General features: G+C 45.4%; 21 protein-coding genes. 5 read left to right on the top strand and 16 right to left on the bottom strand.

The genetic code is table 11. The features are described from left to right. Positions 1–226: 226 nt before the first annotated feature. Both RXX31_RS19010 and RXX31_RS19005 read left to right on the top strand, forming a co-directional pair. Positions 227–2,188 carry a bifunctional 2',3'-cyclic-nucleotide 2'-phosphodiesterase/3'-nucleotidase gene (locus RXX31_RS19010; protein ID WP_317591266.1) on the top strand — a complete coding sequence of 654 codons (1,962 nt, stop codon included), beginning with the start codon at positions 227–229 and terminating at the stop codon, positions 2,186–2,188. Positions 2,189–2,305: 117 nt separating this feature from the next. Further along, positions 2,306–2,878, top strand: coding sequence for a Crp/Fnr family transcriptional regulator (locus tag RXX31_RS19005; protein ID WP_317591265.1), 573 nt, complete (start codon positions 2,306–2,308; stop codon positions 2,876–2,878). Between the two features lie 54 nt (positions 2,879–2,932). Here the strand turns inward: RXX31_RS19005 and dbpA are convergent, their stop codons facing one another. Then, positions 2,933–4,312 carry an ATP-dependent RNA helicase DbpA gene (dbpA, locus tag RXX31_RS19000; RefSeq protein ID WP_317591264.1) on the bottom strand — a complete coding sequence of 460 codons (1,380 nt, stop codon included), beginning with the start codon at positions 4,310–4,312 and terminating at the stop codon, positions 2,933–2,935. Positions 4,313–4,458: 146 nt separating this feature from the next. Here dbpA and RXX31_RS18995 point away from each other — a divergent pair, with 146 nt between their 5' ends. Then, positions 4,459–4,920 carry a GNAT family N-acetyltransferase gene (locus RXX31_RS18995; RefSeq protein WP_317591263.1) on the top strand — a complete coding sequence of 154 codons (462 nt, stop codon included), beginning with the start codon at positions 4,459–4,461 and terminating at the stop codon, positions 4,918–4,920. Between the two features lie 89 nt (positions 4,921–5,009). On the opposite strand, the gene RXX31_RS18990 is transcribed toward RXX31_RS18995, so the two are convergent. Further along, the gene (locus RXX31_RS18990; RefSeq protein ID WP_317591262.1) at positions 5,010–5,609 is read right to left on the bottom strand and encodes a LysM-like peptidoglycan-binding domain-containing protein; all 600 of its coding nucleotides are present in this window, start codon (positions 5,607–5,609) and stop codon (positions 5,010–5,012) included. Positions 5,610–5,839: 230 nt separating this feature from the next. On the opposite strand from RXX31_RS18990, the gene RXX31_RS18985 reads away from it, so the two are divergent. Together RXX31_RS18985 and RXX31_RS18980 are read left to right on the top strand one after the other, a co-directional pair. Then, positions 5,840–6,460, top strand: coding sequence for an FKBP-type peptidyl-prolyl cis-trans isomerase (locus RXX31_RS18985; RefSeq protein ID WP_264903260.1), 621 nt, complete (start codon positions 5,840–5,842; stop codon positions 6,458–6,460). 146 nt (positions 6,461–6,606) lie between these two features. After that, a complete protein-coding gene (locus RXX31_RS18980) occupies positions 6,607–7,083 on the top strand; it encodes a DUF2780 domain-containing protein (protein ID WP_317591261.1) in 477 nt (158 codons plus the stop codon). 168 nt (positions 7,084–7,251) lie between these two features. Here the strand turns inward: RXX31_RS18980 and rplQ are convergent, their stop codons facing one another. From rplQ to rpsN, 14 genes are all read right to left on the bottom strand, one after another. Beyond that, positions 7,252–7,632 (bottom strand): 50S ribosomal protein L17, encoded by a 381-nt coding sequence (gene rplQ / locus RXX31_RS18975; protein WP_005383141.1) that lies wholly within the window; start codon positions 7,630–7,632, stop codon positions 7,252–7,254. A 26-nt stretch (positions 7,633–7,658) separates the two neighbouring features. Further along, a complete protein-coding gene (locus RXX31_RS18970) occupies positions 7,659–8,651 on the bottom strand; it encodes a DNA-directed RNA polymerase subunit alpha (RefSeq protein WP_014230672.1) in 993 nt (330 codons plus the stop codon). Between the two features lie 24 nt (positions 8,652–8,675). Then, a complete protein-coding gene (gene rpsD / locus RXX31_RS18965) occupies positions 8,676–9,296 on the bottom strand; it encodes a 30S ribosomal protein S4 (RefSeq protein ID WP_014230671.1) in 621 nt (206 codons plus the stop codon). Positions 9,297–9,323: 27 nt separating this feature from the next. Further along, entirely contained in the window at positions 9,324–9,713 is a 390-nt protein-coding gene (rpsK, locus tag RXX31_RS18960) for a 30S ribosomal protein S11 (protein ID WP_001118870.1), read from the bottom strand. Between the two features lie 18 nt (positions 9,714–9,731). Further along, positions 9,732–10,088, bottom strand: coding sequence for a 30S ribosomal protein S13 (gene rpsM / locus RXX31_RS18955; RefSeq protein ID WP_017051447.1), 357 nt, complete (start codon positions 10,086–10,088; stop codon positions 9,732–9,734). A 149-nt stretch (positions 10,089–10,237) separates the two neighbouring features. Further along, positions 10,238–10,351, bottom strand: a complete 114-nt coding sequence (gene rpmJ, locus RXX31_RS18950; protein ID WP_000868186.1) for a 50S ribosomal protein L36 — start codon at positions 10,349–10,351, stop codon at positions 10,238–10,240. Positions 10,352–10,389: 38 nt separating this feature from the next. Next, positions 10,390–11,724, bottom strand: a complete 1,335-nt coding sequence (gene secY / locus RXX31_RS18945; RefSeq protein WP_014230670.1) for a preprotein translocase subunit SecY — start codon at positions 11,722–11,724, stop codon at positions 10,390–10,392. A gap of 20 nt (positions 11,725–11,744) precedes the next feature. Next, on the bottom strand, positions 11,745–12,179 hold the full coding sequence (gene rplO, locus RXX31_RS18940) for a 50S ribosomal protein L15 (protein ID WP_064376654.1): 435 nt from the start codon (positions 12,177–12,179) through the stop codon (positions 11,745–11,747). Positions 12,180–12,184: 5 nt separating this feature from the next. Further along, on the bottom strand, positions 12,185–12,361 hold the full coding sequence (gene rpmD / locus RXX31_RS18935; protein WP_000201159.1) for a 50S ribosomal protein L30: 177 nt from the start codon (positions 12,359–12,361) through the stop codon (positions 12,185–12,187). A 7-nt stretch (positions 12,362–12,368) separates the two neighbouring features. Further along, positions 12,369–12,872: a 30S ribosomal protein S5 gene (rpsE, locus tag RXX31_RS18930; RefSeq protein ID WP_004745894.1), complete on the bottom strand. Its 504-nt coding sequence runs from the start codon at positions 12,870–12,872 to the stop codon at positions 12,369–12,371. 14 nt (positions 12,873–12,886) lie between these two features. Then, positions 12,887–13,240 carry a 50S ribosomal protein L18 gene (gene rplR / locus RXX31_RS18925; protein ID WP_317591260.1) on the bottom strand — a complete coding sequence of 118 codons (354 nt, stop codon included), beginning with the start codon at positions 13,238–13,240 and terminating at the stop codon, positions 12,887–12,889. Positions 13,241–13,249: 9 nt separating this feature from the next. Then, positions 13,250–13,783 carry a 50S ribosomal protein L6 gene (gene rplF / locus RXX31_RS18920; protein ID WP_317591259.1) on the bottom strand — a complete coding sequence of 178 codons (534 nt, stop codon included), beginning with the start codon at positions 13,781–13,783 and terminating at the stop codon, positions 13,250–13,252. 13 nt (positions 13,784–13,796) lie between these two features. Next, a complete protein-coding gene (rpsH, locus tag RXX31_RS18915; protein WP_005450567.1) occupies positions 13,797–14,189 on the bottom strand; it encodes a 30S ribosomal protein S8 in 393 nt (130 codons plus the stop codon). A gap of 29 nt (positions 14,190–14,218) precedes the next feature. Beyond that, positions 14,219–14,524, bottom strand: coding sequence for a 30S ribosomal protein S14 (rpsN, locus tag RXX31_RS18910; protein ID WP_004745888.1), 306 nt, complete (start codon positions 14,522–14,524; stop codon positions 14,219–14,221). Positions 14,525–14,533: the final 9 nt, after the last annotated feature.

Raw genomic sequence — 14,533 nt, 5'->3', positions numbered from 1 at the left:
ATTATGGCGGGGCCTTTATATTACCTGAAATTCTAAAATTTCATTTTTTATTCAAAAATCTGCTAAGAAGTTTTTGTTTGGTCTCATTCAAAAGCGTGAAAGAGTTGGCGTTTAATATGAAAAGGGTTCAGTAAAATGCCTCTGTTCACAGTTTTTTGCACCAGAATCATCATGTTGCAAATAAATTCGTTACATTTATCTTTCTATACCTGAATTGGAGCTCCTAATGAAATTGGCTGTTAACCCTATTTCCATCGCCGTTCTAGGTGGAATGTTGACGCTTGCCGGACCAGCAATGGCTGAGACGATAAAGCTTCGTATTATCGAAACCACTGACATTCACACTAACGTAATGGACTACGACTACTACAAAGACCAGCCCTCTGAGCAAATTGGTTTGAGCCGTGCAGCCACATTGGTTAAGCAAGCTCAATCAGAAGCAGAAAACAGCGTATTAGTTGATAACGGCGACTTAATTCAAGGCAGCCCGATGGGCGATTACATGGCGGCTAAAGGCATTAACGCTGGTGAGATTCACCCCGTCTACAAAGCCATGAACCAACTTCATTACGATGTGGGTAATATTGGTAACCATGAATTCAACTATGGCTTAGATTTTCTGCAAAAGACACTCGCAGGTGCCAACTTCCCTTATATCAACGCCAACGTCTTTGATAAAAAAACCGGTGAGCACTACTTCAAGCCCTACCTGATCAAATCCCACACGGTGAAAGACACCGAAGGCGAAACTCACCAAATCAAAGTCGGCTACATTGGTTTTGTGCCACCACAAATTATGGTTTGGGATAAAAAGAACCTGGAAGGAAACGTCGTCGCCAAAGACATTAAACAAACCGCCGAGAAACTCGTCCCACAAATGAAAGCGGAAGGGACGGATGTAATCGTGGCGATTCCTCACTCTGGTGTTTCTAGCGACCCATATAAACTCGGTGCAGAAAATTCGGTTTACTACTTAACTCAAGTCGATGGTATTGATGCGATTGCTTTCGGCCACGCTCACGCGGTCTTTCCGGGGAAAGGGTTTGAGAACCTACAAGGCGTAGACAATGAAAATGGCACCATTAATGGCGTAACGGCAGTCATGCCTGGTCGCTGGGGCAGTCATGTCGGCGTGATGGATTTGGTCATCAAACAAAAGGATGGCCAATGGCAAGTCGTTGAAGGGAAATCAGAAGCACGCCCCATCTTTGACAAAATCAGTAAAACGTCTTTAGCAGAAGCGGATCAAGGAATCGTAAAAGCACTAGAAGAAGACCACAAAGGGACGCGTGAATTCGTTAATCAACCAATTGGCAAAGCGAATGACGTGATGTACAGCTTCCTGTCTCTGGTTCAGGATGACCCGACGGTTCAAATCGTTAATTTGGCGCAAAAAGATTACGTTGAACGATTTATTCAGGGTGACCCGGATTTAGAAGGCATCCCCGTGCTGAGTGCTGCCGCGCCATTTAAAGCTGGCGGCCGTAAAAACGATCCGAATAACTTTACCGAGGTTGAATCAGGTCAATTAACCTTCCGTAACGCTGCTGATCTGTATTTGTACCCAAATACACTGGTCGCGCTAAAAGTGAAAGGCGAACAAGTTCAGGAATGGTTAGAGTGCAGTGCTGGCCAGTTCAAGCAAATTGACATCACGAACACTCAGCCTCAGTCTCTGATTGACTGGGATAATTTCCGTACCTACAACTTCGACGTGATTGACGGAGTGAATTATCAAATCGATGTAACCAAAGCGCCGAAGTATGATGCTGGCTGTAAGGTGATTAACCCGGATTCACAGCGTATTGTGAATCTGACTTTCAACGGTAAACCGATCGATCCTCAGCAGGACTTCCTTATTGCCACCAACAACTACCGGGCATACAGCAATACCTTCCCGGGTACCGGACCAGACTTTATCGCGTTTGACTCACCAGATGAAAACCGTTCAGTTGTCGCGGCTTATATTTCCCGTGTAAGTGAAGCAAACGGCGAAGTCACACCAAGCGCCGACAATAACTGGTCATTCGCGCCAATTAAATCGGATAAGCCGTTGGATATTCGCTTTGAAACCTCACCAAGTGATAAGGCAGCGAAGTTCATCAAAGCCAAAGCACAATACCCGATGGAACGAGTAGCAACCGATGAAGTTGGCTTTGCTATCTATCAAATTAATCTCAACCAGTAAGCAAGGTTCTATTTATATTAGCGGCTCTTAGGAGCCGCTTTTGTTATTAAGCCACTTTCTGTTATTGAGAAAGAAACGTTAGAATGCATCAACGACTTTTAGACTGTTTAACTCTTGATGCCAAACGACGTATTTTCTGACCTGACCCAACATCGCTTTTCCGAACAAGAAGCCACACAATTGATAGAACATGGGCAAGAGCTCGAATTGCCGACCAGACATATTCTCTGCCATCAGGGAGAGTTTGCTTCGCACATCTATTTCATTCTTGAAGGGTTATGCCATGCCAGCTATCTCACGGAGCAAGGCAAAGAGTTCAGTAAAGAGTTCTACTGGGAAAAAGACTGGGTGATTGGTTTCGAAAGCGTCATAAACAACCAGCCTTCCCCTTATTTGCTGGAAACACTCGATGCCTGTCGTTTATTTTGTTTACCGGTAGAGACCCTTCATCATTGGCGAGCGAACAAGCATTCGACTTATCTCAAGCTGCTGGAAACACAGTTGATAAATAAAGAGCATAAAGAACGCTTTATGCTGCTTTACTCGCCGGAAGAACGCTATCAATTATTCTGCCAACACTACCCAGATTTAGCGCAGCGAATTACCGACGGCCAAATCGCCGCCTACCTTGGAATTACCGCCATCAGTTTGAGCCGAATTAAAGCACGGTTAGCAAAAGACAACCAGTAAGCCAAAAACAAAAAAGGCTCTTCAACCGAAGAGCCTTTACTTAAAATCAAATACTTATTTAAGAAGACGAGCTCGGAACTGACGTCCTTTCATCTTACCCGTACTAATGGTTTGCAGAGCTTTCTTCGCCGCAGACTTCTCTACCGCCACATAGGCGCGCATTGGGAACAGATGAATTTTGCCCACTTGAGCACCTGGAATACCATTTTTTCCGGTTAAACAACCAAGGATATCGCCCGGACGCACTTTTTGTTTCTTACCGCCGTCAATATTGATCGTCACCATTTTCGCCTGGTAAGGCTGGTGTTTAGACTTTTCTGGCAAGGTCGCTGGCACGATATCCATATCTAAATATTCTTCGATACGCGCAACACGTAAACCGTCTTTCTCACCAAAGAAGCTGAACGCCAGGCCTTTACTGCCGGCACGACCAGTACGACCAATGCGATGCACGTGTACTTCAGGGTCGCGGGACAACTCAAAATTAAATACCGCATCCAGGTTATCAACGTCTAATCCACGCGCCGCAACATCTGTTGCGACAAGAATAGAGATACTCTTATTCGCAAACTGCACCAGTGCCTGATCACGTTCACGCTGTTCCAGGTCGCCATGCAGATCAATCACGCTAAAGCCACGATGATGCAGCTCATCCGCCACACTTTGCACTTCTTTCTTGGTGTTGCAGAATACAACGGCAGATTCAGGCTGATGAGTCAGAAGCAGGTTCGCCAATGCTTCATCACGCTCTTCCGAACCTTCGACTTTATAGAAGTACTGGGCGATGCTCGAAGTATCGTGGGTCGATTCCACTTTGATCATCTCAGGTGACTGCATAATACGCTGAGCAATTTGGTCGATCTTCTCAGGGAACGTTGCACTGAAAAGTAATGTTTGACGCTTTTTCGGCGCAGCATCAATGATAGCGTCCAGAGCATCCTGGAAGCCCATTTCCAGCATACGGTCAGCCTCATCCAGTACCAGCGTATTCAACTCTTCAAGATTAATCCGGCCTTTTTCTAGGTGATCAAGAATACGACCCGGTGTGCCAACTAGGATATGAGCACCGTGCTCCAATGATCCTATCTGTGGCCCCATTGGCATACCGCCACACAATGTCAGCACTTTAATATTGTGGATACCGCGGCCTAAAGTTCGGATCTCTTTCGCTACCTGATCGGCCAGCTCACGAGTAGGACACAACACCAGAGACTGTACGCGAAATCGCTTCACATTAAGGTTAGATAAAACCCCAAGACCAAACGCAGCGGTTTTGCCCGAGCCAGTTTTACCCTGACCAATCACATCGCGCTGGTTCAGAATCGCTGGCAAGCTTAACGCCTGAATGGGCGTCATGTGGGTGTAATTCAATGAATCAAGCGTCGCGAGTAACGCCGGGCTTAGCCCTACGTGGTCAAAAGTTTGTTTGCTCACAGGGGAATATCCTCAGATAGGATGAAAAAGAGGGCACATTATGGCCAGATTTGTCAGGAAGACCAGTTAAAATTAACCATTGTTAATGAGTATTAGCAGAAAACCGAGTAAAGTCAGTAACACAAAATCAATAACGGACGATAGAAATGCTTACCTGGATGACTTTGCCTTTTGCTCAACTGACCACGCACCAATTGTACGAACTGATGCGCCTGCGTGTCGATGTTTTTGTCGTCGAGCAAACCTGTCCATATCCGGAGCTTGATGGTAAAGACACGCTGGAAGGTGTTTATCACCTACTCGGCTATCACAATGATGAATTAGTGGCTTGCGCTCGCTTATTACCTGCAGGAACCACTTTCGACAATGTCAGTATTGGTCGCGTGGTGACCAAGCAAACAGCTCGCGGTGGAGGTTTAGGCCACAAACTGCTGGAAGAAGCATTAACACAGTGTGAAGCACTTTGGCCCAAACAAACCATTGATATTGGCGCTCAGGAACACCTCATAGAGTACTACTCACGCCATGGGTTTAATGTTATTTCAGACAGCTACCTTGAAGATGGCATTCCACATGTCGACATGCGTAGAGAAGCGGCGACGAAGTAAATCGAGACAATTACCTCCAAAATATCTTCCAACAAAAAAGACGCGACTTGAGCGCGTCTTTTTTACAACCTGTCTTTTAGCAGATGCCGCTATTTATTGCGTCCGAAGGTTCCATCAGATAAACGGAAAAACATCACAGAGTGGTCTCCTTTCTCCAGTTGTAACATATCCAGTTCGCCATCATCAGAAAACTTAAAGCGGATCAACTGTCCTTGTTTAATATGACTGAGCGGCTTGTCACTACCTTCAATTTTGACCAGTGAGCTGAGATCCGCCATGGATAACTGATTACTTCGGAATACCTGGGCAAGCGTATCGCCATTTTTCACTTGATACTCTTTCCAGTTTTCAGACTTAGGTCCTGAGTTCTGCGAGGTTCGTTGCTGGCTTAAGCTCTGAGCATTTAACTCAATAGCAACTCGGGGATGATCAATAGGCTGAGTTTGCTCAACTAACTCTTCGGTTTTCTTTGGCATCGGGACAATAAGAATCAAAAGCAGCAGTGGCACCAACACCATCAATGCTCGTTGATGGAACTTAGGTAAACGCTGCCAAAACGCAGTCACTGGCTCTGCGCGTTCTAACCACTTAGTTTTGTCGAACGGCTGCTTCCAGTCGATAGCAGCGTATTTTTGTTTGATCAGTTCGACGTAGTCGACTTGCTGCTTTTTCTTTCTGCGACGATTCATTCTGATAGACCCCTTAATGCTTACTGCCAGTATAAAAATACCAGCGCGGAGAGTATATGTTTTTCAATCAAGTAAAATGGAATTTGGATTAAATTAGCAGAAAATTCACTTGGAGTAAGAGATAAGTCACACCCTCAATGGTCAGACGAGACAATCTGAGCCAATCATTTAAACCTTAGCTCGAAACTGATATCCTGTGACCTTTACACTCCTAATAAGAGATGACATTTATGTCTGAAATTAAATTTGAAACTGCAGAACAAAAAGCAAGCTACGGCATTGGTCTGCAAATGGGTCAGCAACTAGCAGGTTCTGGTCTTGAAGGTCTTAGCGTTGATGCAATCGCAGCGGGTATTGCAACTGCACTAGTTGGTGACATGCCAGCAATTGAAATCGACGAAATCAACAAAGCACTGCAAGAGCTACACACTCGCGCAGAAGCAGTTCGTCAAGAAGCAGCGAAAGCAGCAGCAGCTGACGGCGAAGCGTTCCTAAAAGACAACGCTCTACGTCCAGAAGTTAAAGTTCTTGAATCTGGCCTACAGTACGAAGTTATCTCTGAAGGTACTGGCGAGATCCCAACTGAGCAAAGCCAAGTTCGTGTTCACTACCACGGTGAGCTAACTGACGGCACTGTATTTGACAGCTCTGTATCACGCGGTCAACCAGCTGAGTTCCCAGTAACTGGCGTAATCAAAGGTTGGGTTGAAGCACTACAACTAATGCCTGTTGGTTCGAAGTGGAAACTATACGTTCCTCAAGATCTTGCGTACGGTGAGCGTGGCGCAGGTGCTGCAATCCCTCCATTCGCAGCACTAGTATTCGAAGTAGAACTACTAGACATCCTATAATTGAAATTCATTTCAATGACAGTTTCTAAAGCGGCGCTCTTGCGCCGCTTTTTTTGTTTAAGTTAAAAGTCGTTGTTCTCTTAAACATAAACTGTCACTCTAACGACTTAATAATTAAAAAAACACGCTCAACCGTTGGAGGTACTATGCGTAAAACACTCCTCACTCTGGCACTACTCTCGATGAATATCGGCAGTGCACATGCTTTCCTTGATTCAGTAGTAGAAAAAAGTAACGAGAGCGGACTGATGGACATGGTCGGTCAAAGTTTAGGTACGGAGTCTTCACCGTTAACGGAATTACTGACTAGCCAACTACCAGTGTCAACCGAACAGGCAGCAGGTGGCAGCAGTGCATTACTGGCGCTAGCTCAAAGCCAGCTGTCTGGTGAAAATAGCAGTGAGTTAGAGTCCCTTATCCCTGGACTATCTAACCTGAGTGGAGCACAAAGCTTGTTAGGGAATGTTGAAAGCCTAAGCGCGGTACAGAGTGCATTCGATACGTTAGGGCTAGATGCTTCGATGATTAGTCAATTTGCTCCGGTTATTCTTCAGTACCTGAATGAACAGGGCGCAAGCAAAGGCTTACTAGACTCTTTAACTGGTTTATGGTCTGGTGAATAAGTAAGAGTTGCGAAGCAATAAGAGCTAAGCATTGTTATTCAAGATTCTAACTAGAGTGAATTTGTTAACGTCACTAAAGTTATAACGCGCTTAGATTTTTACTTATTTGAAAGTTATAGATACAAAAAAGCCGAGCTAACGCTCGGCTTTTTCGTTCTTACGAACTGATTACTCAGCAGCTTCTTCAGCAGCTGGGCGATCTACAAGCTCAATGTAAGCCATTGGAGCTTTATCACCAGCACGGAAGCCAGCTTTTAGGATACGAGTGTAACCGCCCTGACGAGCAGCAAAACGTGGACCTAGTTCGTTGAAAAGTTTTGCAACTACTTCGTTGTCACGAGTACGTGCAAATGCTAGACGACGGTTAGCAACACTGTCAGTCTTAGCTAGTGTAATCAAAGGCTCAACTACGCGACGTAGCTCTTTTGCTTTTGGCAAAGTAGTCTTGATAACTTCATGACGTACTAGAGAGCTAGCCATGTTGCTGAACATCGCTTTGCGATGTGAGCTGTTGCGGTTGAGTTGACGACCACTCTTACGATGGCGCATGACCTAATCCTTCTAACTAGTATCGATTAATCTTCAGCGATTGATGCAGGTGGCCAGTTTTCTAGGCGCATGCCCAGAGACAGACCACGTGACGCAAGTACGTCTTTAATCTCGGTAAGAGATTTTTTACCAAGGTTAGGCGTTTTAAGTAGCTCTACCTCAGTACGTTGTACTAGATCACCGATGTAGTGAATCGCTTCTGCTTTCAGACAGTTAGCAGAGCGAACTGTTAGTTCAAGATCGTCTACAGGACGCAGTAGGATCGGATCGAATTCTGGCTTCTCTTCCTTCTCCTCAGGAACACGTACATCACGAAGATCTACGAATGCATCCAATTGTTCAGCTAGGATAGTAGCTGCACGACGGATTGCTTCCTCAGGTTCTAGAGTACCGTTTGTTTCCATATCGATAACAAGCTTGTCTAGATCAGTACGCTGTTCTACACGAGCTGCTTCTACAGCGTAGGCAATTTTGTCTACTGGGCTGTAAGTAGCATCTACTAGTAGGCGACCGATTGGACGCTCATCTTCTTCAGTATGGATACGCGCAGAAGCTGGAATGTAACCACGACCACGTTCTACTTTAATACGCATTGCGATTTCAGCATTGTCATCCGTTAGGTGACAAATAACGTGTTCAGGGTTAGCGATCTCTACATCACCATCATGGGTGATGTCACCTGCAACCACAGGGCCCGAGCCTGATTTGTTCAAAGTAATGAACACTTCATCTTTGCCTTCAGCAACACGCACAGCCAAACCTTTAAGGTTTAAAAGGATTTCAAGAATATCTTCCTGAACGCCTTCTTTAGTACTGTACTCATGAAGTACGCCTTCAATCTCTACTTCTGTCACTGCACAACCAGGCATAGAAGATAGAAGAATGCGGCGAAGTGCATTACCCAGAGTATGACCAAAGCCACGCTCTAATGGCTCAAGAGTTACTTTTGCGTGAGTCGAGCTGATTTGTTCGATGTCAACTAGACGTGGCTTAAGAAATTCTGTTACAGAACCCTGCATTGTGTCCTCTCTTTAGTTTAAACCTTACTTAGAGTAAAGCTCGACGATCAATTGTTCGTTGATGTCAGCTGATAGATCAGAACGCTCAGGCATACGCTTGAATGTACCTTCCATCTTGCCACCATCTACTTCAATCCAAGTTGGTTTTTCACGTTGTTCAGCAACTTCTAGAGCCGCTTTAATACGAGATTGCTGTTTAGCTTTCTCGCGGATAGAAACAACGTCATTAGCCGCTACTTTGAAAGAAGGAACGTTTACAACTTTACCGTTTACTAGGATAGCTTTGTGGCTAACTAGCTGACGTGCTTCTGCGCGAGTTGCACCGAAGCCCATGCGGTAAACTACGTTATCAAGACGACCTTCAAGAAGCTGAAGTAGGTTTTCACCAGTGTTGCCTTTAAGGCGAGCAGCTTCTTTGTAGTAGTTACGGAATTGTTTTTCTAGAACGCCGTACATACGACGAACTTTTTGCTTCTCACGAAGCTGAACGCCATACTCAGATAGACGACCGCGACGAGCGCCGTGTACACCTGGTGCGTTATCAATTTTACACTTGGTATCGATCGCGCGAACACCAGACTTAAGGAATAAGTCAGTGCCTTCACGACGGCTAAGCTTCAGCTTAGGACCCAAATATCTTGCCATGATTCTTCTCCAATTGTCCTAGAAACGTTATACGCGACGTTTCTTAGGTGGACGACAACCGTTATGAGGGATTGGTGTAGCATCAACGATGTTTGTGATGCGGAAACCAGCGGCGTTTAGTGCACGAACAGTAGATTCGCGACCTGGACCAGGACCCTTAACCATAACTTCCAAGTTCTTTAGGCCGTATTCTTTAGCCATTTCAGCACAACGCTCAGCAGCAACCTGTGCAGCGAACGGAGTAGACTTACGAGAACCACGGAAACCAGAACCACCTGCAGTAGCCCATGCAAGAGCGTTACCTTGACGGTCAGTAATGGTTACGATTGTGTTATTGAAAGAAGCATGGATGTGCGCAACGCCATCTGCAACTTGCTTGCGTACGCGCTTACGAGCGCGAGTTGGTTGTTTAGCCATTGTACTCTACCTTCCCGATTATTTCTTGATCGGCTTACGCGGACCCTTACGGGTGCGAGCGTTGGTTTTAGTACGCTGTCCACGTAGTGGTAGACTGCGACGATGACGAAGACCACGGTAACAGCCAAGGTCCATAAGACGCTTGATGTTCATAGATACTTCACGACGTAGATCACCTTCTACAGTGTACTTAGCTACACCATCACGCAGTTGATCGATCTGCTCTTCAGTTAGTTCACTGATCTTAACATTTTCAGCAATACCCACTTCAGCTAGAATAGCTTGAGAACGAGTTTTACCGATGCCGAAAATCGCAGTTAGTGCGATTACAGCATGCTTCTGATCAGGAATGTTAATGCCTGCTATACGGGCCATTATTCACTCCTAAGTGTTTCTATAAAAGAATTAGCCGCAGCAAAGCCCGTTATGGATACGCTGCGGAGTACTACTTCTTTTGCACGCAAAAGGTAGGCCGAGGAATATACTCGACCTAACCTTCGTTTTCAAGTAAAAATTTCTGCTAATTAGCCTTGGCGCTGTTTGTGCTTTGGCTCACTGCAAATCACGCGAACGACACCGTTACGCTTGATTACTTTACAGTTACGGCAGATTTTTTTAACGGAAGCACGAACTTTCATTGCTAAACTCCGTAAATGAAACTGAGTCTACCACCGAATTAACGGCCGTAGCCTTTCAGATTCGCTTTCTTCAACACAGAATCATACTGTTGAGACATCATATGAGTCTGTACCTGTGCCATAAAGTCCATAATTACAACCACTACGATGAGTAGTGATGTACCGCCGAAGTAGAAACGTACGTTCCACGCGACCATCATGAACTCGGGAATCAGACAGATAAAGGTAATGTACAGTGCGCCCGCAAGGGTTAAACGTGTCATCACTTTATCAATGTATTTCGCTGTCTGCTCACCTGGGCGGATGCCGGGTACGAATGCACCTGACTTCTTCAAGTTATCTGCTGTTTCACGCGGGTTGAAAACCAACGCCGTGTAGAAGAAACAGAAGAAGATAATTGCTGCTGCATAAAGCATTACATACAGCGGTTGACCTGGGCTAAGAGCCAAAGACACGTCAGTTAACCAACCGAACGCGCTGCTCTCACCGTTCTGACCAAACCACTGAGCCAGTGTTCCTGGGAACAGGATAATACTTGATGCAAAAATCGCTGGAATAACACCTGCCATATTAATTTTTAGTGGCAGATGCGAGCTTTGTGCAGCAAATACTTTACGACCTTGTTGACGCTTCGCGTAGTTAACAACGATTCGACGTTGACCACGCTCCATGAAAACAACGAAGTAAATGACTGCAAAAGACAATACCGCGATTAGCAACAGAAGAAGTACATGCAATTCACCTTGACGCGCTTGCTCGATTGTTTGACCGATTGCAGAAGGCAATCCAGCAACAATACCTGCAAAAATCAGTAACGAAATACCGTTACCAATTCCACGCTCTGTAATTTGTTCACCTAACCACATTAGGAACATGGTGCCGGTTACTAAACTTACGGTAGCAATAAGCGTAAACATGGTTTGGTTGATAACAACCAGATTATCGACCATGTTTGGTAAGCCCGTTGCAATACCTATAGCCTGGAAGGTTGCAAGTACAAGCGTGCCGTAGCGTGTGTATTGGCTTATCTTACGACGGCCTGCTTCACCCTCTTTTTTGAGTTCAGCTAACGCTGGATGAACTACAGTTAGCAATTGGACAACAATAGATGCCGAAATATACGGCATGATGCCCAATGCTAATATAGATGCACGCTCAAGAGCACCACCGGAGAACATGTTAAACATTTCTACGATGGTACCTTTTTGCTGGTCGAACAACTCGGCAAGTACAGCAGCGTCAATACCAGGGATCGGCACAAAAGAGCCTGCTCGAAATACTAAAAGTGCACCAATTACGAATAATAAGCGCGACTTTAGTTCACTTAAGCCGCTCTGAGCACTACGAAAATCTTGTCCTGGTTTCTTAGCCATCTGTACCTCGTTCCTCGAGATTATTCCTCGATTTTACCGCCTGCAGCTTCGATTGCAGCTTTAGCGCCTTTAGTCACACGTAGACCTTTAACAGTCACTGCTTTGTTGATTTCACCAGAAAGAACAACTTTTACAAATTCGATGTTCTTAGTGATGATGTTAGCAGCTTTAAGGCTGTTAAGATCAACTACGTCACCAGAAACTTTCGCTAGCTCAGCTAGACGAACTTCAGCAGACACTAGGCTCTTACGAGAAGTGAAACCGAATTTTGGTAGACGTTGTTTCAGAGGCATCTGACCGCCTTCGAAACCTGGACGAACGCTGCCGCCAGAACGTGATTTTTGACCTTTGTGGCCACGGCCACCAGTTTTACCTAGGCCAGAACCGATACCACGACCTACTCGCTTCGCAGAAGTTTTCGCGCCAGTAGCCGGTGCTAGAGTATTCAAACGCATTCTGATTACTCCTCAACTTTAACCATGTAGTAAACCTTGTTGATCATACCGCGTACGCACGGAGTATCTTCAAGTTCTACTGTGTGGTTGATTTTACGAAGACCTAGACCGCGCAAAGTAGCTTTGTGCTTAGGTAGACGACCAATTGAGCTTTTAGTTTGAGTTACTTTAATAGTTGCCATGGTGTTCTTACTCCGAAATAGATTCAACAGTTAGACCACGTTTAGCAGCAACCATTTCTGGTGACTTCATGCTACCTAGTGCATCGATCGTTGCACGAACGATGTTGATAGGGTTCGTAGAACCGTATGCTTTAGATAGTACGTTGTGTACACCAGCAACTTCTAGTACTGCACGCATCGCACCACCTGCGATAACACCAGTACCTTCTGCAGCAGGCTGCATGTAAACTTTAGAGCCCGAATGGCGACCTTTCACTGGGTGGTGAAGAGTGCCTTCGTTTAGAGCGATCGTAGTCATGTTACGACGCGCTTTTTCCATTGCTTTTTGGATCGCTGCAGGTACTTCACGAGCTTTGCCGTAACCGAAACCTACACGACCATTACCGTCACCAACTACTGTTAGTGCAGTGAAGCTCATGATTCGACCACCTTTAACCGTTTTAGAAACACGGTTAACTGCGATTAATTTTTCTTGCAAATCATTCGCTTGAACTTGTTGTTCTTTAGCCATCTTCCAACCCTACCTTAGAATTTCAGACCAGCTTCGCGAGCAGATTCTGCTAGCGCCGCTACTCGACCGTGGTATTGGAAACCAGAACGATCAAATGCAACTGCAGTTACGCCTTTTTCAAGAGCGCGCTCAGCAACAGCTTTACCTACTGCTTTAGCTGCATCAACGTTACCAGTGTATTTCAATTGCTCACGGATCGCTTTTTCTACAGTAGAAGCTGCTGCGATAACCTCAGAGCCATTAGCCGCGATAACCTGTGCGTACACGTGACGAGGAGTACGGTGTACAACTAGGCGAGTCGCACCCAGTTCTGCAATCTTACGACGTGCACGTGTAGCACGACGGATGCGAGATGCTTTCTTATCCATAGTGTTACCTTACTTCTTCTTAGCTTCTTTAGTACGCACATTTTCATCTGCGTAACGAACACCTTTACCTTTGTAAGGCTCAGGTTGACGGTAAGAACGAATGTCAGCCGCAACTTGACCTACAAGTTGTTTGTCACAACCAGTGATCACAATTTCAGTTTGGCTTGGACATTCAGCTTTAATACCCGCTGGCAACTCGTGCTCAACTGGGTGAGAGAAGCCTAGTGTTAGACCTACAGCGTTGCCTTTGATAGCAGCACGGTAACCAACACCTTTAAGAGTTAGCTTCTTAGTAAAGCCTTCAGTAACACCAACAACCATGTTGTTTACTAGAGCACGAGCAGTACCTGCTTGAGCCCAAGCATTAGCAGCACCTTCAACAGGGCCGAACGTTAGGTTGTTTTCTTCCTGAGCGATAACTACAGCGTCGTTTAGTACGCGAGTTAGTTCGCCTTTAGCACCTTTTACAGTGATTTCTTGGCCGTTTAGTTTCACCTCTACGCCAGCTGGAATAGCGACAGGTGCTTTTGCAACACGAGACATAGTCTACTCCTTATTAAGCTACGTAGCAGATGATTTCACCACCAAGACCTGCTTTACGTGCAGCGCGGTCTGACATAAGACCCTTGGAAGTAGAAACGATAGCAATACCAAGACCACCCATTACAGAAGGAAGTTGATCTTTCTTCTTGTAAACACGTAGACCTGGACGAGAAACACGTTTAAGTTGCTCGATTACTGGTTTAGCTTGGAAGTACTTAAGTGTAACTTCTAGCTCAGGTTTTGCTTCGCCTTCAACAGCGAAGTCAACGATGTAACCTTCAGCTTTTAGTAGTGCAGCAATTGCAACTTTAAGCTTTGAAGAAGGCATTTTAACAGCAACTTTGTTTGCTGCCTGACCGTTACGAACACGGGTCAGCATATCCGAAATCGGATCTTGCATGCTCATATGATTTACTCCAAATGATTAAGTGGCAATTACCAGCTAGCCTTACGAAGTCCAGGAATCTCGCCTTTCATGCAAGCTTCACGAACTTTGATACGGCTTAGACCGAACTTACGTAGGTAACCGTGTGGACGACCAGTTTGGTTGCAACGGTTGCGCTGACGTGATGCACTTGAATCACGTGGAAGAGATTGCAATTTAAGAACTGCATTCCAACGATCTTCTTCAGATGCGTTTACATCGCTGATGATAGCTTTTAGCGCTGAACGCTTTTCAGCGAACTTAGCTACTAGCTTTGCACGTTTTGCTTCACGTGCTTTCATAGAATTTTTAGCCATAACAGTAAC

Origin of the sequence: Vibrio sp. EA2, from assembly GCF_033042495.1 — a bacterium.
Lineage (GTDB): Bacteria > Pseudomonadota > Gammaproteobacteria > Enterobacterales > Vibrionaceae > Vibrio.
This window is presented reverse-complemented; position numbering and strand designations above follow the sequence as displayed.

What these genes read in the sequence shown, in the direction of transcription:
- RXX31_RS19010 (WP_317591266.1), top strand. Translation starts at nt 227, where the DNA reads ATGAAATTGGCTGTTAACCCTATTTCCATCGCCGTTCTAGGTGGAATG.
- RXX31_RS19005 (WP_317591265.1), top strand. Translation starts at nt 2,306, where the DNA reads ATGCCAAACGACGTATTTTCTGACCTGACCCAACATCGCTTTTCCGAA.
- RXX31_RS18995 (WP_317591263.1), top strand. Translation starts at nt 4,459, where the DNA reads ATGCTTACCTGGATGACTTTGCCTTTTGCTCAACTGACCACGCACCAA.
- RXX31_RS18990 (WP_317591262.1), bottom strand. Translation starts at nt 5,609, where the DNA reads ATGAATCGTCGCAGAAAGAAAAAGCAGCAAGTCGACTACGTCGAACTG.
- RXX31_RS18985 (WP_264903260.1), top strand. Translation starts at nt 5,840, where the DNA reads ATGTCTGAAATTAAATTTGAAACTGCAGAACAAAAAGCAAGCTACGGC.
- RXX31_RS18980 (WP_317591261.1), top strand. Translation starts at nt 6,607, where the DNA reads ATGCGTAAAACACTCCTCACTCTGGCACTACTCTCGATGAATATCGGC.
- rplQ (WP_005383141.1), bottom strand. Translation starts at nt 7,632, where the DNA reads ATGCGCCATCGTAAGAGTGGTCGTCAACTCAACCGCAACAGCTCACAT.
- RXX31_RS18970 (WP_014230672.1), bottom strand. Translation starts at nt 8,651, where the DNA reads ATGCAGGGTTCTGTAACAGAATTTCTTAAGCCACGTCTAGTTGACATC.
- rpsD (WP_014230671.1), bottom strand. Translation starts at nt 9,296, where the DNA reads ATGGCAAGATATTTGGGTCCTAAGCTGAAGCTTAGCCGTCGTGAAGGC.
- rpsK (WP_001118870.1), bottom strand. Translation starts at nt 9,713, where the DNA reads ATGGCTAAACAACCAACTCGCGCTCGTAAGCGCGTACGCAAGCAAGTT.
- rpsM (WP_017051447.1), bottom strand. Translation starts at nt 10,088, where the DNA reads ATGGCCCGTATAGCAGGCATTAACATTCCTGATCAGAAGCATGCTGTA.
- rpmJ (WP_000868186.1), bottom strand. Translation starts at nt 10,351, where the DNA reads ATGAAAGTTCGTGCTTCCGTTAAAAAAATCTGCCGTAACTGTAAAGTA.
- secY (WP_014230670.1), bottom strand. Translation starts at nt 11,724, where the DNA reads ATGGCTAAGAAACCAGGACAAGATTTTCGTAGTGCTCAGAGCGGCTTA.
- rplO (WP_064376654.1), bottom strand. Translation starts at nt 12,179, where the DNA reads ATGCGTTTGAATACTCTAGCACCGGCTACTGGCGCGAAAACTTCTGCG.
- rpmD (WP_000201159.1), bottom strand. Translation starts at nt 12,361, where the DNA reads ATGGCAACTATTAAAGTAACTCAAACTAAAAGCTCAATTGGTCGTCTA.
- rpsE (WP_004745894.1), bottom strand. Translation starts at nt 12,872, where the DNA reads ATGGCTAAAGAACAACAAGTTCAAGCGAATGATTTGCAAGAAAAATTA.
- rplR (WP_317591260.1), bottom strand. Translation starts at nt 13,240, where the DNA reads ATGGATAAGAAAGCATCTCGCATCCGTCGTGCTACACGTGCACGTCGT.
- rplF (WP_317591259.1), bottom strand. Translation starts at nt 13,783, where the DNA reads ATGTCTCGTGTTGCAAAAGCACCTGTCGCTATTCCAGCTGGCGTAGAG.
- rpsH (WP_005450567.1), bottom strand. Translation starts at nt 14,189, where the DNA reads ATGAGCATGCAAGATCCGATTTCGGATATGCTGACCCGTGTTCGTAAC.
- rpsN (WP_004745888.1), bottom strand. Translation starts at nt 14,524, where the DNA reads ATGGCTAAAAATTCTATGAAAGCACGTGAAGCAAAACGTGCAAAGCTA.